Source organism: Roseateles sp. P5_E8 (assembly GCF_054177665.1).
The window spans coordinates 53,732-77,256 of sequence record NZ_JBGCUM010000026.1 but is presented as its reverse complement, the minus strand read 5'-3'; the positions used below and the strand labels follow the sequence as shown (position 1 = coordinate 77,256).

20 protein-coding genes are annotated in these 23,525 nt (G+C 68.5%); 5 read left to right on the top strand and 15 right to left on the bottom strand.

The genetic code is table 11. The features are described from left to right. Positions 1-68 precede the first annotated feature (68 nt). The 9 genes from ACXRVZ_RS16240 to ACXRVZ_RS16200 all read right to left on the bottom strand — a co-directional run bounded on the left by ACXRVZ_RS16240 (position 69) and on the right by ACXRVZ_RS16200 (position 11,507). Positions 69-2,381: a DUF2339 domain-containing protein gene (locus tag ACXRVZ_RS16240; protein WP_458232579.1), complete on the bottom strand. Its 2,313-nt coding sequence runs from the start codon at positions 2,379-2,381 to the stop codon at positions 69-71. A 376-nt stretch (positions 2,382-2,757) separates the two neighbouring features. Continuing rightward, positions 2,758-3,045, bottom strand: a complete 288-nt coding sequence (locus ACXRVZ_RS16235) for a DUF1330 domain-containing protein (RefSeq protein WP_457426538.1) — start codon at positions 3,043-3,045, stop codon at positions 2,758-2,760. Positions 3,046-3,049: 4 nt separating this feature from the next. Beyond that, a complete protein-coding gene (gene kdsA / locus ACXRVZ_RS16230) occupies positions 3,050-3,907 on the bottom strand; it encodes a 3-deoxy-8-phosphooctulonate synthase (RefSeq protein WP_457426540.1) in 858 nt (285 codons plus the stop codon). Then, the gene (locus tag ACXRVZ_RS16225; protein ID WP_458232582.1) at positions 3,904-5,535 is read right to left on the bottom strand and encodes a CTP synthase; all 1,632 of its coding nucleotides are present in this window, start codon (positions 5,533-5,535) and stop codon (positions 3,904-3,906) included. The genes kdsA and ACXRVZ_RS16225 overlap by 4 nt, the downstream gene beginning before the upstream one ends. A 197-nt stretch (positions 5,536-5,732) precedes the next feature. After that, on the bottom strand, positions 5,733-6,530 hold the full coding sequence (locus ACXRVZ_RS16220) for an alpha/beta fold hydrolase (protein ID WP_457426544.1): 798 nt from the start codon (positions 6,528-6,530) through the stop codon (positions 5,733-5,735). Then, entirely contained in the window at positions 6,527-7,372 is an 846-nt protein-coding gene (locus ACXRVZ_RS16215) for a substrate-binding periplasmic protein (RefSeq protein WP_458232578.1), read from the bottom strand. The genes ACXRVZ_RS16220 and ACXRVZ_RS16215 overlap by 4 nt, the downstream gene beginning before the upstream one ends. A 4-nt stretch (positions 7,373-7,376) precedes the next feature. Next, entirely contained in the window at positions 7,377-9,947 is a 2,571-nt protein-coding gene (gene mutS, locus ACXRVZ_RS16210; RefSeq protein ID WP_457426549.1) for a DNA mismatch repair protein MutS, read from the bottom strand. A gap of 77 nt (positions 9,948-10,024) precedes the next feature. Beyond that, positions 10,025-10,339: an energy transducer TonB gene (locus ACXRVZ_RS16205; protein WP_457426551.1), complete on the bottom strand. Its 315-nt coding sequence runs from the start codon at positions 10,337-10,339 to the stop codon at positions 10,025-10,027. 226 nt (positions 10,340-10,565) lie between these two features. Further along, positions 10,566-11,507, bottom strand: a complete 942-nt coding sequence (locus ACXRVZ_RS16200; protein WP_458232581.1) for an inositol monophosphatase family protein — start codon at positions 11,505-11,507, stop codon at positions 10,566-10,568. A gap of 111 nt (positions 11,508-11,618) precedes the next feature. Here ACXRVZ_RS16200 and ACXRVZ_RS16195 point away from each other — a divergent pair, with 111 nt between their 5' ends. The 3 genes from ACXRVZ_RS16195 to ACXRVZ_RS16185 all read left to right on the top strand — a co-directional run bounded on the left by ACXRVZ_RS16195 (position 11,619) and on the right by ACXRVZ_RS16185 (position 16,526). Continuing rightward, positions 11,619-12,353, top strand: a complete 735-nt coding sequence (locus ACXRVZ_RS16195; protein ID WP_457426553.1) for an RNA methyltransferase — start codon at positions 11,619-11,621, stop codon at positions 12,351-12,353. A gap of 41 nt (positions 12,354-12,394) precedes the next feature. Next, the gene (cysE, locus tag ACXRVZ_RS16190) at positions 12,395-13,171 is read left to right on the top strand and encodes a serine O-acetyltransferase (RefSeq protein WP_457426555.1); all 777 of its coding nucleotides are present in this window, start codon (positions 12,395-12,397) and stop codon (positions 13,169-13,171) included. Between the two features lie 97 nt (positions 13,172-13,268). Beyond that, positions 13,269-16,526 (top strand): two-component regulator propeller domain-containing protein, encoded by a 3,258-nt coding sequence (locus ACXRVZ_RS16185; RefSeq protein WP_457426557.1) that lies wholly within the window; start codon positions 13,269-13,271, stop codon positions 16,524-16,526. Here ACXRVZ_RS16185 and mog read toward each other — a convergent pair. Continuing rightward, complete coding sequence (gene mog, locus ACXRVZ_RS16180) at positions 16,523-17,095, bottom strand: molybdopterin adenylyltransferase (protein WP_457426559.1); 573 nt, start codon at positions 17,093-17,095, stop codon at positions 16,523-16,525. The genes ACXRVZ_RS16185 and mog overlap by 4 nt on opposite strands. Then, positions 17,088-17,624: a ribosome biogenesis factor YjgA gene (gene yjgA / locus ACXRVZ_RS16175; protein WP_457426561.1), complete on the bottom strand. Its 537-nt coding sequence runs from the start codon at positions 17,622-17,624 to the stop codon at positions 17,088-17,090. The genes mog and yjgA overlap by 8 nt, the downstream gene beginning before the upstream one ends. Before the next feature lie 59 nt (positions 17,625-17,683). Between yjgA and pmbA the strand changes: the two genes are divergently transcribed. Together pmbA and ACXRVZ_RS16165 are read left to right on the top strand one after the other, a co-directional pair. Beyond that, complete coding sequence (gene pmbA / locus ACXRVZ_RS16170) at positions 17,684-19,054, top strand: metalloprotease PmbA (RefSeq protein ID WP_457426563.1); 1,371 nt, start codon at positions 17,684-17,686, stop codon at positions 19,052-19,054. 249 nt (positions 19,055-19,303) lie between these two features. Further along, on the top strand, positions 19,304-20,386 hold the full coding sequence (locus ACXRVZ_RS16165) for a TRAP transporter substrate-binding protein (protein WP_457426593.1): 1,083 nt from the start codon (positions 19,304-19,306) through the stop codon (positions 20,384-20,386). Positions 20,387-20,450: 64 nt separating this feature from the next. On the opposite strand, the gene ACXRVZ_RS16160 is transcribed toward ACXRVZ_RS16165, so the two are convergent. The 4 genes from ACXRVZ_RS16160 to ACXRVZ_RS16145 all read right to left on the bottom strand — a co-directional run bounded on the left by ACXRVZ_RS16160 (position 20,451) and on the right by ACXRVZ_RS16145 (position 23,522). After that, a complete protein-coding gene (locus ACXRVZ_RS16160) occupies positions 20,451-22,013 on the bottom strand; it encodes a TRAP transporter large permease (protein ID WP_457426595.1) in 1,563 nt (520 codons plus the stop codon). Then, positions 22,013-22,621 (bottom strand): TRAP transporter small permease subunit, encoded by a 609-nt coding sequence (locus ACXRVZ_RS16155; RefSeq protein WP_457426565.1) that lies wholly within the window; start codon positions 22,619-22,621, stop codon positions 22,013-22,015. The genes ACXRVZ_RS16160 and ACXRVZ_RS16155 overlap by 1 nt, the downstream gene beginning before the upstream one ends. Before the next feature lie 100 nt (positions 22,622-22,721). Next, a complete protein-coding gene (locus ACXRVZ_RS16150; RefSeq protein WP_457426567.1) occupies positions 22,722-23,066 on the bottom strand; it encodes a TIGR01244 family sulfur transferase in 345 nt (114 codons plus the stop codon). Between the two features lie 9 nt (positions 23,067-23,075). Beyond that, on the bottom strand, positions 23,076-23,522 hold the full coding sequence (locus ACXRVZ_RS16145; RefSeq protein WP_457426569.1) for a GatB/YqeY domain-containing protein: 447 nt from the start codon (positions 23,520-23,522) through the stop codon (positions 23,076-23,078). Between the last annotated feature and the right edge of the window lie 3 nt (positions 23,523-23,525).

Sequence of the window (23,525 nt, the reverse complement as noted above, 5' to 3'; positions counted from 1 at the left end):
GGGTGACCTGGACGGGAGCGCGGTACGGCACGGCGCTGGCCGAGGTGGCGGCCAGCAGCATCAGCAGTTCAAACAGGCGTTTTTTCATCTCGGGCCGAACCAGAAGAACCGGGCAGAGGCGCGACATAGCCGATCACCAGCATCAGCACGCCCACGCCGATGAAGGAGACGATGCGCAGCACGGTGCCGCTGCCCTGCAGGTCGAACACCATCAGCTTCAGCACGACGGCGCCCAGCAGCACGGCGCCGGTCAGCCATGGCGCGCGTTGGTGGCGGCGTGTGCCAAGCAGCATCAGCACCAGGGCTAGCGCGCTCCACAGCAGGGCCAGGCCGGTCTGCACGCCGCGTGAATCCAGCCAGCCGTCGACGTGGTACGGCACGCCACCCCAGTGGTGGAAGCAGCGGATCAGCATGCCGTTGAGCCACAGGAAGGCCAGGCCGGCGGGCACGGCAAGAGCCTGTTGCGGCAGGCCGATCGCTGCGGCGGCCGGGCTGCGCAGCCAGGCGACGACGGCCAGCAGTGCGGCGGCGATGCCGAGGTCCAGCGGATTCAGCACCGGGATATAGGGCAGGGGCTGGGCGCTGCCGGGGCTGGCCCAGTTGGCGATCAGCACCCAGGCGGCGAGCGCCAGGCTCAGCACGGCCGCGCCGGCCTGGGCGTAGGCCACAGGTGCCAGGCGCAGCGGCCAGGCCTGCTGCTCGGGTGCGCGCTTCTGCTGACGCAGCACGGCGGCCAGCAACAGCGCCGGCACCAGCAGCCAGCCCAGCCAGCCCCAGGCGCTGCCGGGGTCACCCAGGTCGGCCGTCCAGTGACGGCCCTGCAGGGCGCCGAGCAGCGCGAAGGCCAGCAGGCTGCCGGCATGCGTGGCGTTGCGCAGCAGCGCGGGCCAGTGCGGCGCCGTGCGTTGCAGCACCAGCGCCTGAGCGGCCCAGGCCAGCGGCAGTGCCCACACGCCACCCGCCGACAGCGGCGCGCCGTGCAGCACCGTGCCCAGGATGCCCAGCAAGCCCCAGGCCGGCAGCAGCAATGCCGTCGGCCACGCGGCCGTGGGCCAGCGCCACAGCGCCTGCAGGCCCAGAAGCAGCGCGCTGATGGCGGCGATCAGCGCGACGCTGACGGCCCACTCGTGCGGTGCCGGCACCCACTGGTCGAGCACGATGCCCGCCGCAACCGCCAGCCAAGCCGTGCCCCAGCCGACCAGCGCGAACGCGACGCCCGCATGCCAGGGCCGGCTGTCGTCGCGTCCCAGGAAGCGCGCGGCGCCCAGCCCGGCCGCCGCGATCAGCAGCGCGTTGAGCAATTGCGATGGCGCATGAGAAGCGTCACCGCGAGACAGCGACCACAGCAGTGTGAAGCCGCCCAGCGCCATCAGCGCCAGGCCGCTGGCCAGCACGCGCAGGCGGCGCTGGCGCAGGCTCAGCCACACGGCGCCCAGGCCCTCCAGCGCCCAGGCGCCGGCGGTGGCCTCAGCGCTTAGCGCGAATGGAATGACCAGCGTGCCGAACACGGCGCCCAGCGCGATGAAGGCCTCGAACACCAGCGCATGCGCCGGGCGGCGCCGCACCCACGCGGCCAGGCCCACATAGGCGCCGCCAATCAGCAGCGCGGCGAAGGCGATGGCCATGGAATCGGGCTTGAGCAGCATGTACTGCATGGCCGAACCGAAGACGGGCACGCCGAACAGCAGCGAGGCCTGTAGCCAGACCTCGGGCGCCTGCGCTCGCCGGCCGGGCATCAGCAGCACGGCAGTGAACAGCAGCCAGAAGGCGATCAGGAAGCCCTGGGCGACGGCATAGTCGGCGCTCGAATAGCTCGTGGCGCCCCAGGCGCCGGCGACGATGGAGGTGAAGCTGAAGGCGATCAGGTTCAGACGCGGCCAGTGCTTGAACCAGGCCACCAGCGCCACGCCCAGGCCCAACACGAGGTAGTAGCCCAGCAGCATGGCGATGGCGCCGCCGCCAGTCGACAGCAGCAGCGGGGTCGCGTAGCCGCCCAAGGCTGCGACGACGGCCAGCGCCTGCGAGTCCTGCTTCACGGCGAGCAGCGCAGCCAGCAGCGAGACCGACAGCATCAGTGCAAACACAAGCGCCAGCGGTTGCAGGCCGGCCAGCTTGACGGCGGCAAACAGCGTCAGGTAGACCACAGCCACGCCGCCGCCCTGCAGCAGCAGGCCGTAGCCACGCGAGCGCAGCCGCAGCCGCCAGCCGACCGTCAGCAGCGCGACGCCGGTGGCGCCGATGCCGGCCAAGCGCACTTCCAGCGGTACCGTGACGTTCTCGGCCGCGAAGCGGGCCAGGAAAACGAGGCCGAGGAAGAGCATCGCCAGCCCGACCTTGACGATGGTGTTGGCCGCCGCGATGCGCTGGGCCCAGGCGGGCATGGGAATTGGGCGGCGCGGGACAGGCGCGGGGGCCGGCGGGGGTGTTGGCTTGGGAGCTTGAGATGACGCGACAGGTGTTGCGATGACCGTCGGAGCGGTGACGGCGACGGCCGCTTCGGTCCGCTCTGGCACGGGCACGCGCGCAGGGTCAGGCGCTATGACAGGAGGTGCTTGCACGACAGCGGGCTGAGGCGCCAACGCCGGTGCTGGCGCGCGCGCCAGCAGTTGCTGCTCCAGGCTGGCGATGCGCCGCCCCTGCTGCATCTGCTGCCAACCCAGCCAGCCCACGGCGGCGCCTAGCAAGGCGCCCATCAAACTCTCGGAAGCGAAGCCGCCAAACAGGGCGCCGAGCAGCAGTGCAACGACCGGCACGCGGTCAGACGCCGTCAATCAAGACCATGCGCATCACGGCGATGCCCTCGCGGGCTTCGCGCGCTGCGCCGTACTCCGGCGAGTCATAGAAGGCCTGAGCGGCCTCGGTTGACGGGAACTTCAAAAGCACGACGCGCTCGGGCGTCCAGTCGCCTTCGAGCACCGTCGTCTTGCCGCCGCGCACCAGCACCTCGGCGCCGTGCTCCTTCATGGCCAGCGACGCGAGGCGCCGGTAGTCCTCGTACTGTTCCGGGTTGGTGACCTTGACGTTGGCGAGGATGTAGGCGGCCATGTGTTCAGCAGGAGAAGTCGTTCTCTAACAAAGGCTGTTGCTTGACAACGCGATCCAGCGCCACCAGTTGCGCCAGCAGCGTCTTCATGTGCTTGAGCGGCACGGCGTTGGGGCCGTCACTGAAAGCCTCTGCCGGGTTCGGATGAGTCTCCATGAACAGACCGGCCACACCCACGGCCACGCCGGCCCGGGCCAGCACGGGCACCATCTCGCGGGCACCGCCGCTCGAGCCGCCGAGGCCGCCGGGCTTCTGCACCGAATGGGTGACGTCGAAGACCACCGGTGCGCTGGTGTTGCGCATCTCGGCCAGGCTGGTCATGTCGGCAACCAGGTTGTTGTAGCCAAAGCTGACGCCGCGCTCGCAGGCGAGGAAGAGGTCTTCGGAAAGGCCCACCTCGCGCGCGGCGGCGCGGGCCTTGTCGATGACGTTCTTCATGTCCCAGGGGGCGAGGAACTGGCCCTTCTTGATGTTGACCGGCTTGCCCGACTGCGCGACCGCGCGGATGAAATCCGTCTGGCGGCACAGGAAGGCCGGGGTCTGCAACACGTCCACGACGCTGGCGACCTCGGCCACCTGTGATGCATCGTGCACGTCGGTCAGCACCGGCAGGCCGGTCTGGCGGCGCACCTCGTCGAGGATCTTCAGGCCGGCTTCCATGCCGACACCGCGCTTGGTGGTGCCGGACGAGCGGTTGGCCTTGTCGAACGAACCCTTGTAGATCAGCGGAATGCCGAGACTCGTGCAGGCCTCTTTCAACAGGCCGGCCACGTCGAGCGACATCTGCAGGCCCTCGATCGAGCAGGTGCCGGCGATCAGGAAGAAGGGTTGGTCGATGCCGACATCGAATCCGCAGAGCTTCATGCTTGTGCCTTGTGATTCAGCGCGGCCTTGATGAAGGCCGTGAACAGCGGGTGGCCGCCCCAGGGCGTGGACTTGAACTCGGGGTGGAACTGCACGCCGACAAACCAGGGGTGCACCTCGCGCGGCAGCTCGACCATCTCGGTCAGCTTCTCGCGCTGGGTGATGGCCGAGATGACGAGGCCGGCCTGCTGCAGGCGGTCCAGGTAATGCTCGTTGGCCTCGAAGCGGTGGCGGTGGCGCTCGGTGACGACCTTGCCGTAGATGTCGAAGGCCAGCGTGCCGGCCTTGACGTCGGAGCTCTGCGCGCCCAGGCGCATGGTGCCGCCCAGGTCGCTCTTCTCGTCACGTTTCTGGATGCTGCCGTCGGCGTCCTGCCATTCGTCGATGAGCGCGATGACGGGGTGGGGCGTGTCGGGTTCGAACTCGGTGGAGTTGGCGCCTTCCAGGCCGGCCAGGTGGCGGGCCACTTCGATGGTTGCGACCTGCATGCCCAGGCAGATGCCCAGATACGGCACCTTGTGCTCGCGGGCGTACTGGGCGGCGAGGATCTTGCCTTCCACGCCGCGCTTGCCGAAGCCGCCGGGCACGAGGATGGCGTCGAACTTGCCCAGCGAGGCGACCGTCTCGGGCGTCAGCGTCTCGCTGTCGACGTACTCGATCTTCACGCCGGCATGGTTGTGGATGCCGGCATGGCGCAGCGCCTCGTTGAGCGACTTGTACGAGTCCGACAGGTCGGTGTACTTGCCGCACATGGCGATGGTGACTTCGGTCGTCGGGTTCTCGACCTCGTAGACCAGCTTGTCCCAGCGCTTCAGGTCGGCGCTCTTGGTGTTGAGCTGCAGCTTGGTGCAGATGAGCTGGTCCAGTCCCTGCTCATGCAGCAGGCGCGGCACCTTGTAGATGGTGTTCACGTCCCACATCGAGATCACGCCGTACTCCGCGACGTTGGTGAACAGCGAGATCTTCTCGCGCTCGTCGTCGGGGATGCGGCGGTCGGCGCGGCACAGCAGCGCGTCGGGCTGGATGCCGATCTCGCGCAGCTTCTGCACCGTGTGCTGGGTGGGCTTGGTTTTCAGCTCGCCGGCCGCGGCGATCCAGGGCACGTAGGTCAGGTGCACATAGGCCGTGTTCGTCGGGCCGGCGCGCAGGCTCATCTGACGCACGGCTTCGAGGAAGGGCAGGGACTCGATGTCGCCCACCGTGCCGCCGATCTCGACGATGGCCACGTCGACGCCCTCGGCGCCGCGCTTGAYGAAYTCCTGGATCTCGTTGGTGATGTGCGGGATCACCTGCACCGTCTTGCCGAGGTAGTCGCCGCGGCGTTCCTTCTCGAGCACGGTCTTGTAGATCTGGCCGGTCGTGAAGTTGTTGGTGCGCTTCATCCGGGTCGTGATGAAGCGTTCGTAGTGGCCCAGATCGAGGTCGGTTTCGGCGCCGTCGTCGGTGACGAAGACCTCACCGTGCTGGAAGGGCGACATCGTGCCGGGGTCGACGTTGATGTACGGGTCCAGCTTGATGAGGGTGACTTTGAGGCCGCGCGATTCGAGGATGGCAGCCAGGGAGGCCGACGCGATGCCCTTACCCAAGGAGGACACCACACCGCCGGTGACGAAGACGTATTTGGTCATGTCTTGCAGCACGCAGAACAGCATGCTGAGGTGGGAAATTGCGATTGTAGATTGGTCTGCCCCTCGCCCGGTCTCGCCGCGCTGAACGCGGGCGAACCCAGTCGGTCCCCCGAGGGGACGGCGATGCTTTTGGCATTAAGCCAAAAGCACATCGCCCGCGGGCCGGCTTGGGAGCGGCCCAGCGCTCGGCCCGCGGCCTAAGTCAAGAGGTCCAGCACCAAGTCCGCTGTTTCCTCGGGCTTCTCGAAGGGGTAGAGGTGCGAGCCCTCCATCCACCGCCAACGCTCGCCGGCCAGCTTCTTGGACGCCGCCGCGCCCGCTTGGCGCAGCTCGGCCGACCGCGTGCCGCCGACGAAGGCGACGGGGCATTGCGGCGGACGCAGGCGCAGCAGCAAGGGCAGGTGATGGGGCAGGGTGCGGTAGACGTGGGCTTCGACCTCGCGCCGGAAGCGCAGCTGGACCTGGCCGTCGGCCTCCTCGAAGCCAGCGGCGATGTAGTCGGCCAGCACGCGCGGGTCCCAGCGGGCGAACATCTTCTTGGCAGAGAAGTGCTTGTGCACGGCCTCGCGGTCGGGCCAGACGTGGCGGCGCTCGCGGGCAATCTTGGACGGGCCGTAGCGATGGATCAGCCCGGTCGTCTTGGCCACTGCGACGGCGGCGGCCTTCAGGCCGGAGACGACCGGTGAATCCAGCATGACCAGGCGGTCGACGAGGTCGGGGCGGCGGCAGGCGGCCATCAGGCTCAGCATGCCGCCGAGCGAATGGCCGACCAGGGCGACGGGGCCATCCGGCTTGACGTCGCTCTCGATGAAATGGATGAGCTGGTCGCGCAGGCGGCGCCAGTCGCCGGTGACCGGGAAGCGCGGGTCGTGCCCGAAGCGATCCAGCGCCTCGACGCGCCAGCCCGCCGCGCGCCAGCGTTCGAACAGCAGGCGGTAGCAGCCGGCGGGATAACTGTTGGCGTGTGAGAAGACCAGCGTGGGCGTTGTCGTCATGGCTTGGCAATACGCGCATCGGGAGGCAACTGGAGTTCGAGCACGCGGCGCTTGCCGGCGTGGATCTCGTCGAGGCTGCGCTTGAAGCTGGGAATGCTGCGGAACAGGCGGTCGAAACTGCCGTCCGCCAGCGCCGCCCGCAGGCCGCGCTCGATGCGGTCCGCCAGGGCCGGGTTCTGACGGCTGGTGAAGAAGTAGAAAGGCACGCTGTAGTGCAGGAACAGACCCTGCTCGATGGCCAGGCCGTTGTGCTGGCGCTGTTCAAACGAGGCCTCATAGACGCCGCGTGGCATGTAGTCGAAGCGGCGGGCAGCCAGCATCCCGAAGAGCTGTTCGTAGCCGATGGACGTGACCACCGGCAGGCCGTTGGCGCGCAGCACGGCGGTCGAGGGCCAGTTCTCGCCTGCGCCGGCCGTGAAGTGGCTCAGGTCGGCCAGCGTGTGCACGGTCCGGAAACGGGCCTGGTCGTCCTTGCGGATCAGGAAAACGCGGTAGTCGTTCAGCTCGCGCAGCAGCGAGATGCGCACGGGCAGCAGTTCGGTCTCGCGCCTGGCGTTGCTGCCATCCCAGATCAGGTTGATCGCGCCGTTGTTCCTTAGCTCGGCGAACTGGCGCGCGCCGCTCATGGCCTGCTCGTAGTAACGGATCTCGAACGGTCCATCGCTGGCGCGGGTCTTCTCCAGTGCCAGCCGCAGCAGCTGCGGGAAATAGCTYGCATGCTCCTGCGAGCTGGGCGACAGCTGCGGGATGCTGATGCGCAGCGGCTCCGCTGCCCGGGCTGATTGCAGGGAAGACAGGCCCGCTGCGGACAGCAGCGTCAGTACAGCTCGGCGCTGTGTCATGCGGTCAGCCGCCAGCCAGACGCTTGAGCTGGTACAGCGCCTCCAGCGCCTCGCGTGGCGACAGCGTGTCCGGGTCGACCTTGGCCAGCGCCTGCAGCAGCTCACTGGGCTCGGGCAGGGGTGGCGGGGCGGGCGGGGCGGCGAAAAGGTCGAACTGGTCATCGGCCGCGTTGGATCGCGCCTCCAGCGCCTCCAGCGTCGCGCGCGCCTGGCGCACCAGGCTGGCCGGCATGCCGGCCAGGCGTGCGACCTGCACGCCATAGCTGCGGCTGGCGGGGCCGGGCTGCAGCTCGTGCAGGAAGACGATGTCTTCGCCGCTCTCGACGGCCGAGACGTGCCAGTTCTGCGCCTGCGCGTGCTTGGCGGGGAACTCGGTCAGCTCGAAATAGTGCGTCGCAAACAGCGTGAAGGCGCGGGTCTTGTCGTGCAGGTGGCTGGCGATGGCCGAGGCCAGTGCCAGGCCGTCGAAGGTCGACGTTCCCCGCCCGATCTCGTCCATCAGCACCAGGGACTGGTCGGTCGCCGAATGCAGGATGGCCGCGCCCTCGGTCATCTCCAGCATGAAGGTGGACTGCGCGTTGGCCAGGTCGTCCGCCGCGCCGATGCGGGTGTGGATGGCGTCCATCGGCCCCAGTCGGCAGCTCGTGGCGGGCACATAGGAACCAATCGCGGCCAGCAGCGCGATCAGCGCCACCTGGCGCATGAAGGTGCTCTTGCCGCCCATGTTCGGGCCGGTGATGACGAGCAGCTTGGTGCGGGCGTCCAGCTTGCAGTCGTTGGGCATGAACTCCGTGCCACCGGTCTCCTGCAGGCGGCCCTGCACGACGGGGTGACGGCCGGCCTCGATCTCCAGGCAGGGCTGGGCCACGAATTCCGGCCGGCACCAGTTCAGCGTGACGGCGCGTTCGGCCAACGCGGCCAGCGCGTCCAGCCCGGCCAGCGTGCGGCCGAGCGCGGTCAGCGGCTCCAGGCGGGTGATGAGGGCGTCGATGACCTGCTCGTACAGCAGCTTCTCGCGCGCCAGTGCCCGCTCGTTGGCGGACAGCGCCTTGTCCTCGAAGGCCTTCAGCTCGGGCGTGATGTAGCGCTCGGCGTTCTTCAGCGTCTGGCGTCGCTGGTAGTCCATCGGCACCTTGTCGACCTGGCCCTGCGTGACCTCGATGTAGAAGCCATGCACGCGGTTGAACTGCACGCGCAGGTTGGCGATGCCCGTGCGGGCGCGTTCGCGGGTTTCCAGGTCCAGCAGGAAGCCGTCGCAGTTTTGCTGGATGCCGCGCAGCTCGTCCAGGTCGGCATCGAAGCCGTCGGCGATGACGCCGCCGTCGCGCGTCAGGATGGCCGGCTCCAACGCGATGGCACGCTCCAGCAGCTCCTGGATGTCGGCCGGCGGGTTCAGGCTGGCGTCGCGTAGCGCGGTGGGTGTCACCGCGCGCAGTTGGGGCAGGACTTGCAGCGTCGCGCGCAGGCCGGTCAGCTCGCGCGGGCGCACCTGGCGCAGCGCGATGCGGGCCGAGATGCGCTCCACGTCGCTGACCGACTTCAGCGCCTCGCGCAGCGGCTCGAAGCCTTCGGCCTGCAGCGCCGCGATGGCGTTGTGGCGCGAGATGGCTTCGGCGCGGTCACGCTTGGGATGCAGCAGCCACTGGCGCAGCGTGCGGCTGCCCATGCCGCTCTTGCAGCTGTCCAGCAGCGAGAAGAGGGTGGGGCTGGTCTCGCCGCGCAGCGTCTGCACCAGCTCCAGGTTGCGCTGCGTGGCGGGCGGCAGGTCCAGCAGGTCGCCGCTGCGCTGCACGCGCAGGGAGCGCACATGGGCCAGTGCGCGGCCCTGCGTGTGCTCGGCAAACGCCAGCAGCGCGCTGCCCGCTGCGTGGGCCAAGGCCAGTTCATGCGCGTTGAAGCCCTGCAGGCTGGCCACGGCGAGTTGCTCGCAGAGCTTGCGCTGGCCTAAAGCGGCGTCGAACTGCCAGCTCGGCCGGTTCGTGACCGGGAAGCGCGCCTTCATGACGCCGGCAGGCTGCTGCTCGCGGTTCACCAGCACCTCGGCCGGCGACAGGCGTGCCAGCCAGGCCGGCAGCTCCACGTCGCTGCATTCGGCGAGACCGATTTCGCCCTGCGTCAGCGACAGCCAGGCCAGACCGTGCCGGCGGCCACTGCCGCTGACGGCGAGCAGCACGGCGTCCTGCTTGTCGGCCAGCAGCTCGGTGTCGGTGATGGTGCCCGGCGTGACGACGCGCACGACCTTGCGCTCCACGGGGCCCTTGCCCAAGCCGACCTCGCCGACCTGCTCGGCAATCGCCACCGCTTCGCCGAGCTTGATGAGCTTGGCGAGATAACTCTCCAGTGCATGCACCGGCACGCCGGCCATGACGACCGGCTGGCCGGCGCTCTGGCCGCGCTGGGTCAGCGTGATGTCCAGCAGCGCATTGCACTTGCGGGCATCGTCGTAGAAGACTTCGTAGAAATCGCCCATCCGGTACAGCAGCAGCGTGTCCGGGAAGTCCGCTTTGAGCCCAAGGTACTGGGACATCATGGGCGTGTGTGGGGCGAGGTCGGGGGCGGCGGTTTCGGTTTTCATCGGGGCGCGCATTATCTGGCGCCCACAAAGAGCAAGGCCCGCGACTGCGGGCCTTGTTGATTCAGCGGGGCGCCGAATTAATCTTCAGACTTGAACACCAGCTTGACTTCATGCGTCTGCGCGGCGCCGGTGCCTTCGAACTTCCACTGGCTCAGGGCCTCGACGGCGGCGCGGTCGAACACGCGCTTGGGTTCGGCTTCGACGACTTCGACGCCCGAGACCTTGCCGTCACCGGCGATGGCGATCTTGGCGCGCACGCTGCCGTTGTTGATGTTCTTCTTCACGGCTTCGTTGGGGTACTCGGGGGCCACCTTCTTCAGGACCTTGGCGTCGGCGTGAGCCAGGGACGCAGCGGCAACGAGGGCGAGGGCGAGAACGGAGCGAGCGAACATGGAATCTTTCGAGTGGGTTGGAGTGGAAGCGATGCGGCTTCTTGGCCGCGTTGGCTCGCATTCTGGCCAGTCGAACCCCCACAGGTAAGGGGGGCAGGCGTGCACAAGTCACACGCTGATGGGTGGGTTATTCCGTAGAGGTCGTACCTGCCAACTTCGTCACGCCGAAAACGACGAAGCCCTCGCGAGGAGGGCTTCGTCAGCGGGGCAGAGAGTGCCGAAAGGGTCAGACCGGAGCGTCGCCGCCCATGTCTTCCTTCTTCAGGCGCACGGCCACACGCTTTTTGGCCACGGGCGCCGGGGCCGTAGCGGCTTCGCCTTCCGTGGCTGGCGCGGCGGCGGCGGCCACAGCTTCTTCCTTGATGACGCGGGTGTAGGGCGACAGCATCGTCACGAGCTGGGCGTAGATCTTGGGGTTGCCGGCCACGACTTCGCGCTGGTGCAGGTAGTCGGCCTCGCCGGTGAAGTTGCCGATCAGGCCACCGGCCTCGGCAATGATCAGCGAGCCGGCCGCCACGTCCCAGGGCTGCAGGCCGGTCTCGAAGAAGGCGTCGTAGTAGCCGGCGGCGACGTAGCAGAGGTCTAGTGCCGCAGCGCCCGGGCGGCGCAGGCCGGCGCAGCTCTGCATGACTTCCTCGAACATCTTCACGTAGCGCTTGAAGTTGTCGCCACGGCGGAAGGGGAAGCCGGTGCCGATCAGCGAGTCGCTCAGGCGGGTGCGCTTGGACACGCGCAGGCGGCGGTCGTTGCAGAACGCGCCGCGGCCCTTGGTGGCGTAGAAGAGGTCGTTGCGGGTCGGGTCGTAGACGACGGCCTGCTGCACGACGCCGCGGTGCGCCAGCGCGATGGACACGCAATACATCGGCAGGCCGTGGATGAAGTTGGTGGTGCCGTCCAGCGGATCGATGATCCAGACGAACTCGGAATGCTTGGCGCCGTGGGTGCGGCCGGACTCTTCGGCCAGGATGYCGTGGTCAGGGTAGGCGCCCAGCAGCGTCTCGATGATCACCCCTTCTGCGGCGTGGTCGACCTCGGTGACGAAGTCGTTCGGGCTCTTGGTGTTGATGCGCAGAGCTTCAAGATCCAGCGAGGCGCGGTTGATGATGGCGCCAGCCGCACGCGCCGCCTTGATGGCGACATTGAGCATGGGATGGTGAGACGTTTGCAGCATGCGTGGCACTCGCTGGGAAGAAGGGGCTGACAGGAGGAAAGAGCGACGGGACCCATGGAGGCGGCCCGGATAATCGCGCGATTCTAGCCGCCGCTTACGTGTAAACCCGTGCAATCCACACGCTTCGTTCTCATCAACACCAGCCACGCCGGCAACGTCGGCGCGACGGCGCGGGCGATGAAGGTGATGGGCTTTCACGACCTGGTGCTGGTGGCGCCGCGCTTCCCCGACGTGCTCTGCCACGAGGAGGCCGTGGCCATGGCCAGCGGCGCGGCCGACATCCTGGCCCGCGCCCGCGTCGTGCCGACGCTGACCGACGCGCTGGACGGCGTGGACTACGCCTGCGCCACGGCGATGACGCCGCGCGACTTCGGCCCGCCGACGCACGAGCCGCGCGCGCTGTTCGCCGAGTTGGCCGCGCGTGAGGCCCCGCCCCGGCTGGCGCTGGTGTTCGGCTCCGAGCGCTACGGCATGAGCAACGAGGACGTCTACCGCTGCCACGCGGTGCTCAGTATCCCGACGCACCCGGACTACGGCTCGCTGAACCTGGCCCAGGCCGTGCAGCTGCTGGCCTATGACCTGCGGCAAGCCCTCGGCGGCTTTGGCGTGCAGGCCCGCACGCCGGACCCTGCATGGGCCGACGCGCGCGCCGTGCAAGGCCTGCTGGACCACTTGCAGACGGCGCTGGTCGACATTGGCTACCTCGACCCCGCCGCGCCGCGCAAGCTGATGCCGCGCCTGAACCAGCTCTTCAACCGCGCCGGTCTCACGAATGAGGAAGTGCACATCCTTCGCGGCATCGCCCGGCAGATGATGAAGACCGCAGGCACAGCAGGCTCTTGACCTCGCGCCTAGACTGGCTCACCTTTTTCCTTGATCGCACCATGTTCCAGCGCCTGCGCGAAGACATTGCCCTGATCCTCGAGCGCGACCCGGCCGCGCGGTCGACGTGGGAGGTGCTGACCTGTTACCCGGGCCTGCACGCACTGTGGATGCACCGCCGCGCGCACTGGCTGTGGAGCCACGGCTTCAAGTGGCTGGGGCGCTGGGTCTCGCACTGGGGCCGCTTCCTGACCGGCATCGAGATCCACCCCGGCGCGCGCATCGGCCGCAAGGTCTTCATCGACCACGGCATGGGCATCGTCATCGGCGAAATGGCCGAGATCGGCGAGGGCTGCACCATCTACCAGGGCGTGACGCTTGGCGGCACCTCGCTCGTCAAGGGCGCCAAGCGCCACCCGACGCTGGGCCCGGGCGTCATCGTCGGCGCCAATGCCTGCGTGCTGGGCGGCTTCACGGTCGGCGCGGGCGCGCGCATCGGCTCGGGTGCGGTCGTCACCAAGCCCGTGCCGGCGGGCGCGACGGCCGTGGGCAACCCGGCCCGCATCATCGAGGCCGCCAGCGAGCAGGCCCGCGAGGAGGCCGCCGCCCGCATGGGCTTCTCGGCCTATGGCGTGGCCCAGGGCGACGACCCCGTGGCCCTGGCCATGCGCGGCCTCATCGACAGCGCTTCGGGCCACGAGCACCAAATTGCGCTGCTGTGGGACGCGCTGTGCAAGCTCTCCACGCAGCTCGGCAAGCCGGTCGGCGACTGCGTGCCCTGCGATGCCCAGCGCGATGAGACCTTCGACGCGGTGGAGATGAACCGGCTCGTCAAATAGGGCCGGCCTCGGCGCGCTGCGCGTCGAAGAGAATCGACGCTTCCGGGCCTGACGGCCCGACCTTCGACGGCCTGCTGTGCTCCTGCGCGAGTTCCGATTGCGGCTTCACCCTGTCTGGCGCCTCGCGCTGGGCGGGCTGCTGGCCGCCACGCTGGCGCAGGCCGCGCCCGAGCCGCCCGCACCGCCCCGGGGGCGCCTAGCCGACATCGCTTTCCAGCACATCACGCAGGACCGGGGCCTGCCCAATGCGATTGCGTCGGCGCTGGCCGAGGACGGGCAAGGCTTCCTGTGGATAGGCAGCCCGGGCGGCCTGTCGCGCTGGGACGGCTATCGCTTCCGCGTCTATCAGGCCGACCCACAGCGCGACGGCGCCTTGCCCGACAGCTATGTTCAGGCCCTGCACGGCGACGCACGCGGCCGGCTCTGGGTGGGCACGAGTTCGGCCGGCCTGCTGCGGCATGACCCGGCCGTTGACCGCTTCGTGCGCTACCCGGTCGGCGGCGAGCGCGGCCTCAGCCATGTCAGCGTGCGCCAGATGCTGGACGACGGTGAGGGCGGTCTGTGGATCGTCACCGATGGCGGCCTGGACCGGCTGGCCCCCGACAGCCGCATCGAACACGCCAGCCAGGGCTGGGCCGCCGCCGCCGGCGCCCAGGTGCGCGTGCTGCTGCGCGACCGCCGTGGCGCGCTGTGGCTGGGCAGTACGGCGGGCCTGTTCCGGCGCCAGCCCGGCGCTGCGACGCTTGAGCCGGTCGCACTACGCGCCGGAGCCACCGTGCAGCCCGAGGTGCTCACGCAGGACAGCGCCGGGCGCATCTGGGTGGGCAGCCTTCAGCACGGCGTCTTCGTGCTGCCGGACGAAGGCCGCGCACCGGCCGCGCCGCTGCACGAGTGGGCCACGCGCGACGGCCTGGACCTGCTGAGCGACAGCCAGATCGCCGGCCTGACCGAGGTGCAGCCCGGCGAAATGTGGGTTGCTACGCTCAGCCAGGGCCTCGTCGCGGTGGACTTTGCGCTGGGCGAGACGCGCCGCATCCGCCACGTGCCCGCTTGGCCCACCAGCCTGGCCGACAACTCGCTGCGCGCGCTGTACCGCGACCGCGCCGGCCTGATCTGGGTGGGCACCAACCGCGGCCTGAGCCGCTACGACCCGCGCCAGACCGCCGTGCTGACGCGCTTCGGCGTGTCGCCCGACGGCGGTGATGCGATGGACGCCCGCTTCGTCAGCACTGAGATCAGCTGGATACAGCCCCGGCCCGATGGCAGCCTATGGCTGGGTACGCACAAGAGCGGCATCGACATTCTCGACACGGCAGGCAACCGCGTCGGTGCTCTGCGGCCGGACCCGACCCGGCCCGACACCGCCTTGCCGCCCGACATCGTGCTGGCGATGGCGCCGGCGCCGGACGGCGGCCTTTTCATCGGCACCAAGCGCGGGCTCTATCGCGCGGACGCCGCGGGGCGGCGCGTCAGCCGCGTGACGCTGGCGGGCCGCGACCCGGCGGCGTCCGCCTGGGCGCTGCTGGCCGATGGCGACGACCTGTGGATAGGCGGCCAGACCGACGGGCTGTGGCGGCTGGACGTGAAGCTCGGCCGGGCTGAGGCCGTCACGCTGGCCGCGCCCGGCCTCAGCGACCAGCGCGTCACCGTGCTGGCGCGCGACCCGCGCGACGCCGGTGTGCTCTGGGTCGGCACACGCCATGGCCTGAACCGCGTCGACACGACCACGCGTGCCGTCACACAGTGGCTGCCCGGCCCGGTCGAGCCCGGGCGGCTGTCTGCGGCCTTCGTTACTGCGCTGCTGGCGGATGACCGTGGCCGGATGTGGGTGGGCACCTATGGCGGCGGCATCGATGTGCTGCCAGCGACCGGACAAGGCGGCGAAGCACCGCAACGCCTGGGGCCGGCTCAGTTGCCCGACAGCACCGTCAACGCGCTACTGCGCGACCTGCAAGGCCGGGTCTGGGCCAGCACCGACAACGGCCTGGCCCGCATCGACGCGCAGACACTTGCCGTGCTGGCGCTGCGCCGCGCCGAGGGCGTCGTCTTCCCGACCTACTGGACCGGCTCGGCCGCGCGCACTGCGCGGGGTGAGCTGTTGTTCGGCGGCGCTGGCGGCATGACGGTGGTGCAGCCCGAAAAGCTGCGGCCCTGGACCTATGCAGCCAGCGTGCTGGTCACCGACGTGAAGCTCGGCGGCCAGCCCGTGCATGTGGCCGCCGGCAGCTCCCCGCTGACTGTGCCCGCCGATGCCAACAGCCTGGCCGTGGAGTTCTCGTCGACCGACTTCTCCGCGCCCGAGCGCAACCGCTACGCCTACAAGCTGGAGGGTTATGACACCACCTGGCTGGCGACGGACGCGACGCGCCGGCTGGCCGCCTATGCCAACCTGCCGCCGGGCGACTACAGCCTGCGCCTGCGCGCCTCCAACCGCGACGGCCAGTGGGGCGAGCGCGAGCTGGCCCTGCCCATACGCGTGCTGCCAGCCTGGCACCAGACCTGGTGGTTCCGCGCTGCGTTTGCACTGGCGCTGGGCCTGCTGCTGCTGGCCCTGATGAGCGCGCGCACCCGGCTGCTGCGCCACCGCCAGCGCGAACTCGAGCACAAGGTGCGCCAGCGCACCGCCGAGCTGGAGGCCTTGCACCACACGCTGGAGCAGAAGTCGGCCGAACTGCAGATGAGCAGCGTGACCGACCCGCTGACCGGCCTGCACAACCGCCGCTTCCTGAGCGATCACATCGAACACGACCTCGCCGCCAGCCTGCGCCGTTCGCAAGAAGTGCTGACCGGTAGCGGCAAAGCGCTGGACACCGACAACGTCTTCCTGCTGCTCGATGTCGACGCCTTCAAGCGCATCAACGACCGCCACGGCCATGCGGCCGGCGACACCGTGCTGGTGCAGTTCGGCGCGCGGTTGCAGTCGGTGCTGAGGGAGTCCGACTACCTGGTGCGCTGGGGCGGCGAAGAGTTCCTGGCCGTGGCGCGCGACACCGACCGCGTGCGTGCCGATGAGCTGGCCGAGCGCATGCGCGCCGTCATCGCCGACACGCCGTTCACGCTCGACGATGGCAGCGAGCTGGAAGTGAGCTGCTCCATCGGCTTCGCCTGCGTGCCGTTCGAGTCCGAGCGACCGCAGGCGCGCAGCTGGCAGCAGGTCCTCAACCTGGCCGACCTGGGCCTGTATGCCGCCAAGCGGTCGGGCCGCGACGCCTGGGTGGGCGTGCACACCGCCTCGGGGCGCGGCGCCATTGGYCAGCGCGTCGTGGGCGGCTTCGGCCTGAGCAGCAACCGCGGGCTGGATGAGGTGGAGGCCGCCATCAGCGCGTCGGCCGCGCCGGATGCCGTCGTTGGCTAGGCGCGCGGGGCGCGTTGGGCGCTCTTGGGCCGGAAGGCCTTGCAGACCTCGTCGCGCGTTTCCAGGTAGGGCCCGCCGATGAGGTCGATGCAGTAGGGCACGGCGGCAAAGATGCCGCTGGCCTTCTCATGGCCGGCCAGCGTCTCGGCAATGGCCTTGGGCTGGCCCGGCAGGTTGATGATCAGCGCCTTGCCGCGGATGACGGCCACCTGGCGCGACAGGATGGCCGTGGCCACGAAGTGCAGCGAGATCTGGCGCATCTGCTCGCCAAAGCCCGGCATCACGCGGTCGGCCACGGCCAGCGTCGCCTCGGGTGTCACGTCGCGCGGCGCGGGGCCGGTGCCGCCGGTGGTCAGCACGAGGTCGCAGTGCTCGGTGTCGACCAGTTCGACCAGCGCGGCCGAGATGCCGGCCCGCTCGTCGGGGATCAGCCGGGGCACGAACTCCAAGGGGTTGTGCAGTGCGCTCGTCAGCCAATCCTTCAGCGCGGGAAGGCCCTTGTCTTCGTAGACACCGGTCGAAGCGCGGTCGCTGATGGAGACGATGCCGATGCGAACTGGCTCACTCATCGTCGGCCGCAACTTCCGATGCCTTTACGAACTGGAACAGCTCTCGGTACGCACGGCCGCTGCGCTTCTCGGGCTCGTTGGCTGCGTCCTTGCGTGCCGCGCGCACGAGGTTGCGCAGCTGCTGGATGTCGACGTCCACATGACCGTCGATGAACTGCTGCAGCGCCGCGTCGTCTGCAAGCAGCAACTCCCGCCAGCGCTCCGACTGGTGCAGCCGCAGACTGTCCGACGCATGGCCGAGCTTGAAGGCGGCCACAGCCTCGCGGATGGGCTCGGGATCGATCCTGCGCATCAGCTTGCCGATGTACTGGATCTGCCGGCGCTTGCCCTCGAAGTTGGTGATCTTCTTGGCGTGGCGTAGCGCGTCGTACAGGATCTCCGGCAGGGCCAGCGCCTCCCAGCGGCTCTCGGGCAGGGCCATCAGGTCTTCGCCCAGCTCTTGCAGCGCGGTCATGTCGCGCTTGAGCTGGGACTTGCTGGGGCGGTCGAAGTCGTCGTCGTCTTCGAGTTCAGGAGTGTTTTCTTGCATCGGGGGGCCATGGTCAGGCGAGTCCTATGATTGTCGCCCACCCCGATTCAGTGCCTTTCATGTCCCAAGCTAAAGACGGTTTCGCCTACAGCCCCGAGCAGTTCCAACAATGGATCGAGGACGCACTCGGCGAGGCGAAGAAGCTCGGCGCCAGCGATGCCGGGGCCGAGGTGTCGGAAGGCTGCGGCCTCTCGGTGTCGGCACGGCTGGGCCAGCTGGAGAATGTCGAGCGCAACCGCGACAAGTCGCTGGGCATCTCGGTCTACCTGGGCCAGCGGCGCGGCAATGCCAGCACGTCTGACTTCTCGCCGCAAGCCATTCGCGACACGGTGCGCGCGGCCTACGACATCGCCCGCTTCACGGCCGAGGACGAGTTCGCCGGCTTGCCGGACGCGGCCGACCTGGCGCTGGACGCCGCAGCCCGGCCCGAGTTGGACCTCTTCCACCCCTGGACCATCGACGCCGCCCAGGCCGCCGAGATCGCGCTGCGCTGCGAAGCAGCGGCACTGGGCGTGGACAAGCGCATCACCAACAGCGAGGGCGCGGCCGTGTCGGCCCAGCAGTCGCACTTCTGGATGGGCAACACGCGCGGTTTCCGTGGCGGCTATGCCAGCTCGCGGCATTCGCTGTCGGTCGCACCGATCGCCGGCCGTGGCGCCGGCATGCAGCGCGACGCCTGGTACAGCTCCATGCGCTCCGCCGCCGACCTGGCCTCGCCCGAAGTGGTAGGCCGCTACGCCGCCGAGCGCGCGCTGTCGCGCCTGAAGGCGCGCAAGGTCGCCACCGCCGAGATCCCGGTGCTGTTCGAGAGCACGGTGGCCATCGGCCTTCTGGGCGCGCTGGTGCAGGCCACCAGCGGCGGCGCGCTTTACCGCCGCACCACCTTCCTGCTCGACAGCCTGGGCAAGCCCGTCACGGCCTCGCACATCGATATCTCCGAGGACCCGCATGTGCCCAGGGGCAAGGGCAGCTCACCGTTCGACGACGAGGGCGTCACCACGCGTGCGCGATCGGTCGTGCAGGGCGGCGTGTTGCAGGGCTACTTCCTGTCCAGCTACTCGGCGCGCAAGCTGGGCATGCAGACGACCGGGCATGCCGGCGGCTCGCACAACCTGCGCATGACCAGCCGTGCGACGGCGCCCGGCGACGACCTGCCGACGATGATCCGCCGCCTCGGTCGCGGCCTGCTTGTTACCGAGCTGATGGGGCAGGGCGTGAACTACGTGACCGGCGACTACTCGCGCGGCGCCAGCGGCTACTGGATCGAGAACGGCGAGATCGCCTTCCCGGTGCATGAGGTGACCATTGCCGGCAACCTGAAAGACATGTTGCAGAACATCGTTGGCATCGGTGCGGACGAGTATTCGATGGGGACCAAGACTATTGGCTCGGTGCTTCTCACCGGCATGAAGTTGGCAGGCGCGAATTGATGCCCCTCGCCTGGTCTGGCCTTGCTGGACGCAGGCCAGCCCAGTCGGTCCCCCGAGGGGACGGCGATGCTTGCGGCATCGAGCCGCAAGCACATCACCAGGCGGGCCGGCTTGGGAGCGGCCCGGCGCTCGGCCCAAACGCGAATCGCAGCGCCGGGGTAAATCCGGTCGGGTGGGCGGTGCGGCCTTCCTAGAATCGCCCAGCTTCCTTCTCTCTTCACAAACCGAAAACAGGAGACATCCATGTCCATGGAACGCCGTTCCTTTGTGCGTCATGCCGGTATCGCCGGCGTGCTGGCTGCAGGCGCCGCCCCGGCCGTCGTGCACGCCCAGGCCCAGGTGCGCTGGCGCCTCGCGTCGAGCTTCCCGAAGTCGCTGGACACCATCTTCGGCGCGGCCGACGTGTTCGCCAAGAAGGTCTCCGAGATGACCGGCGGCAAGTTCCAGATCGCTGTGCATGCCGGCGGCGAGATCGTGCCGGCGCTGCAGGTCGTGGACGCGGTGCAGAACGCCACCGTCGAGATCGCCCACACCGCGCCGTACTACTTCTTCGGCAAGGACGAGACCTTTGCGCTGGGCTGCGCCATCCCCTTCGGCCTGAACAGCCGCCAGATGACGGCCTGGATGGTGGAAGGCAACGGCATGAAGCTGATGCGCGAGTTCTATCGCAACTACAACATCATCAATTTCCTGGGTGGCAACACCGGCGCGCAGATGGGCGGCTGGTATCGCAAGGAGATCAAGAGCGTCGCCGACATCAAGGGCCTGAAGATTCGCATCGGCGGCTTTGCCGGCCGAGTGATGGAGCGCATGGGCGCCGTGCCGCAGCAGATTGCCGGCGGCGAAATCTACTCGGCGCTGGAGAAGGGCACCATCGACGCGGCCGAGTGGGTCGGCCCCTATGACGACCAGAAGCTCGGCTTCAACAAGGTCGCGCCCAACTACTACTACCCCGGCTGGTGGGAAGGCGGCCCGCAGCTGGACTTCTTCATCAATACCAAGGCCTTCGATGCGCTGTCGGCCGAGTACAAGGCCGTTGTCGAGGCCGCGTCCGCCATGGCCCACATCGACATGCAGGCCAAGTACGACGCCAAGAACCCCGGCGCGCTGAAGCAGCTGGTGGGCTCGGGCACCAAGCTGTTCCGCTTCCCGAAGGACGTGATGGACTCAGCCTTCAAGGAGTCCATGGCCATCTACGGCGAGCTGTCGGCCAAGAACCCGAACTGGAAGAAGGTCTACGAGGACTATGCCAACTTCCGCCGCGACCAGAACCTGTGGTTCCGCTTCTCGGAAGCCGGCTTCGACGACTTCATGCAGTCGCAAAAGCTCTGAGCCTTTCCGGCCTCTGGCAAACAAGAGCCCCGCATCGCGGGGCTTTTTCTTGGCCGCTCGGCGGCTATTTCTTTGCTGCGTCTTCCAGCGCTCGGCGCACCGCGTCGCCGTCGTCCACCGGCGCGCTGGCCGCCGACGCCGCAGGCTCGGGCGCGAACAGCTTGCTCGCGTCGTCGGAACTCATGTCGGCCGGCTTGTTGTCGTGGCCGCCCATCTGTTGCAGCAGTTCCGACGCCTGGTTCATGTCAACGACCTTCTCCTTGTCGAGGAAGGCCGTCACCGTCTGCGGGAAGAAGATGACGACGGCGACGAGGACAAGCTGCATGAACACCCAGGGGATGGAGCCCAGATAGATGTCCTTGGACTCGACCTTCCTGGGTATCGAGCCGTTCTTGAACAGCGTGTCCGAGATGCCACGCAGGTAGAACAGCGCGAAGCCGAAGGGCGGGTGCATAAAGCTGGTCTGCATGTTCACGCACAGCATGACGCCGAACCAGACCAAGTCGATGCCCATCTTGTCGGCCACCGGCCCGAGCAGCGGCAGGATGATGAAGGCGATCTCGAAGAAGTCGAGGAAGAAGGCCAGGAAGAAGATGAACAGGTTGACCGCGATCAGGAAGCCGATCTGGCCGCCCGGCAGGTCGCTGAGCATGTGCTCCAGCCAGCGCCCGCCTTCGACCCCCTGGAACACCAGCGAGAAGGTGCGCGAGCCGATCAGGATGAACACCACCATGGCCGTGATGCGCATGGTGCCCAGCATGGTCTCGCGGATCAGCGGCCAGTTCAGCCGCTTGTGCATGGCGGCCAGGATGAAGGCGCCCACCGCGCCCATCGCGCCGGCTTCGGTCGGCGTGCAGATGGCGGTGTTGATGCCCGGCAGCCCGCCCATGGAGCCCAGCACCGCGAAGATCAGCACGGCCGACGGGATGATGCCGCGCAGGCACTTCTTCCACAGCGCCCAGCCCTGCAGCGTGCGCGCTTCCTTGGGCACGCCCGGCAGGTGATTCGGCTTCACGCGGGTCAGCACGAAGGTGTAGAGCGCGAAGATCAGCACCTGCAGGATGGACGGCCCCCAGGCGCCCTTGTACATGTCGCCCACCGAACGGCCCAACTGATCGGCAAGCACCACCAGCACGAGCGACGGCGGCACCAGCTGCGTGATCGTGCCGGACGCCGCCAGCACACCGGTCGCGTAGCGCATGTTGTAGCCGTAGCGCATCATGACCGGCAGCGAAATCATGGCCATGGCGATGACCTGGCCGGCCACGGTGCCGGTGATGGCGCCGAGGATGAAGCCGACGATGATGACCGAGTAGCCCAGGCCGCCGCGCACGGGGCCGAAGAGCTGGCCCATGGAGTCGAGCATGTCCTCGGCGAGGCCGCATTTCTCCAGCAGCGAGCCCATCAGCGTGAAGAAGGGGATGGCCAGCAGCAGGTCGTTGGACAGGATGCCGAAGACGTTCTGCGGCAGCGCGCTCATGAACTCGGGCGGGAACCAGCCCTGGCTGACGGCGAAGAACCCGCAGGCCAGGCCCAGCGCGGCCAGCGAGAACGCGACGGGAAAGCCGATCAGCATGATCACGATCAGCCCCGCGAACATCAGCGGCGGGAAGCTCTCCATCGAGATCATTGCAGGGGCCTCTCGTAGTGGATGTCCATGTCGAACTTGTGCGCGAGCCAGGCCACGCGCTTGATGATCTCGGCCACGCCCTGCAGTGCCACCAGCACGAAGCCAAGGGGCAGCGTCAGCACGGCCGGCCAGCGAATCAGGCCGCCAGCATTGCTCGACACCTCGCCCGAGGTCAGCAGCTTGATCCAGTAGCCCGTGAAGCCGAGGCTGGCGACCGAGTCACTGGCCGACATACCGGTGCTGAGCTTGACGATGAACAGGGTCCAGGACAGCCAGGCCATGTAGCAGATGACGGGCAGCAGGAAGACGACCAGCCCGAACAGGTCGACATAGACCTTGCCGTGGCCCGTGAGCCGGCTGTAGACCAGGTCGACGCGCACATGCTCGTTGAGCCGCAGCACCTGCGCCGCGCCCAGCATCACGCAGGTGGCGAACAGATACCACTGGATTTCCAGGAAGGAGTTGGAGCTGTAGTCCAGCGTGTAGCGGACGACGGCATTGGCGGCACTGATGAAGCAGGACAGCAGCACGGCCCAGGCGGCGAACTTGCCGAAGCGGTCGTTGAGGCTGTCGATGCGCCGCGCCAGGGAGAGCAGGGCGTTCATGGGCTGGTCACAGGAGAAAAGCGAAGCGGCCGCCAATGTAGCGACCGCTTGGGGGACGACGGCTTCTTTCAGCCGTCGTCAAGGGTAAGCCCCGAGGGGTTCAGCCGAGTTGCTGGGCCTGCACGAAGAGGCGCGTCGAGCGTGCGCCCGAGCGGCAGAAGACCAGCAGCGGGCGCGGCAGTTCTTGCAGCAGCTGCGCGAAGGCCGCGATCTCTTCCGGCGACTGGTAGCCGCCGGCCACCGGCAGGTGGCGGTATTCCAGGCCGGCCATCTTGGCGGCTTCTTCAATGGCCGCCGAGGTCGGCTGGTCCGGGCCATGCTCGAAATCGGGGCGGTTGTTGACGACGCTCTTGAAGCCCATGGCCGCAGCCTCGGCCATGGCTTCGGGCGTCAGCTGCGGCGCGGCGCAGATGTCGGGGGCGATTGCTTGCAGAGGCAGGCTCATGGCGACTCCTTACTTGGCCAGCGCGGCCTTGACCGCAGCCGACACCGTGCTCATTTCGGCCACGCCGCCGAGGGCGGCCTTGGCGGCGGCCATGACCTTGCCCATGTCACTCGGACCGCTGGCACCGAGTTCGACAACGATGGCTGCGACTTTCTCCGCCACGGCCTCGGCCGACAGGCGCTCGGGCAGATAGCCCTGCAGCACGGCCAGCTCGGCGGTTTCCTTGGCGACGAGGTCATCGCGGCCGGCGGCGCCGAACTGGCTGATCGAGTCCTTGCGCTGCTTGATCAGCTTGTCGACGATGGCGACCAGGGCCGTGTCGTCGACGACGACGCGCTCGTCCACTTCCTTCTGCTTCACGGCAGCCAGCAGGCCGCGGATGGTCAGCAGGCGGTCGGCTTCCTTGGCGCGCATGGCGGCCTTCATGTCTTCGGTGATGCGGTCTTTGAGGCTCATGGG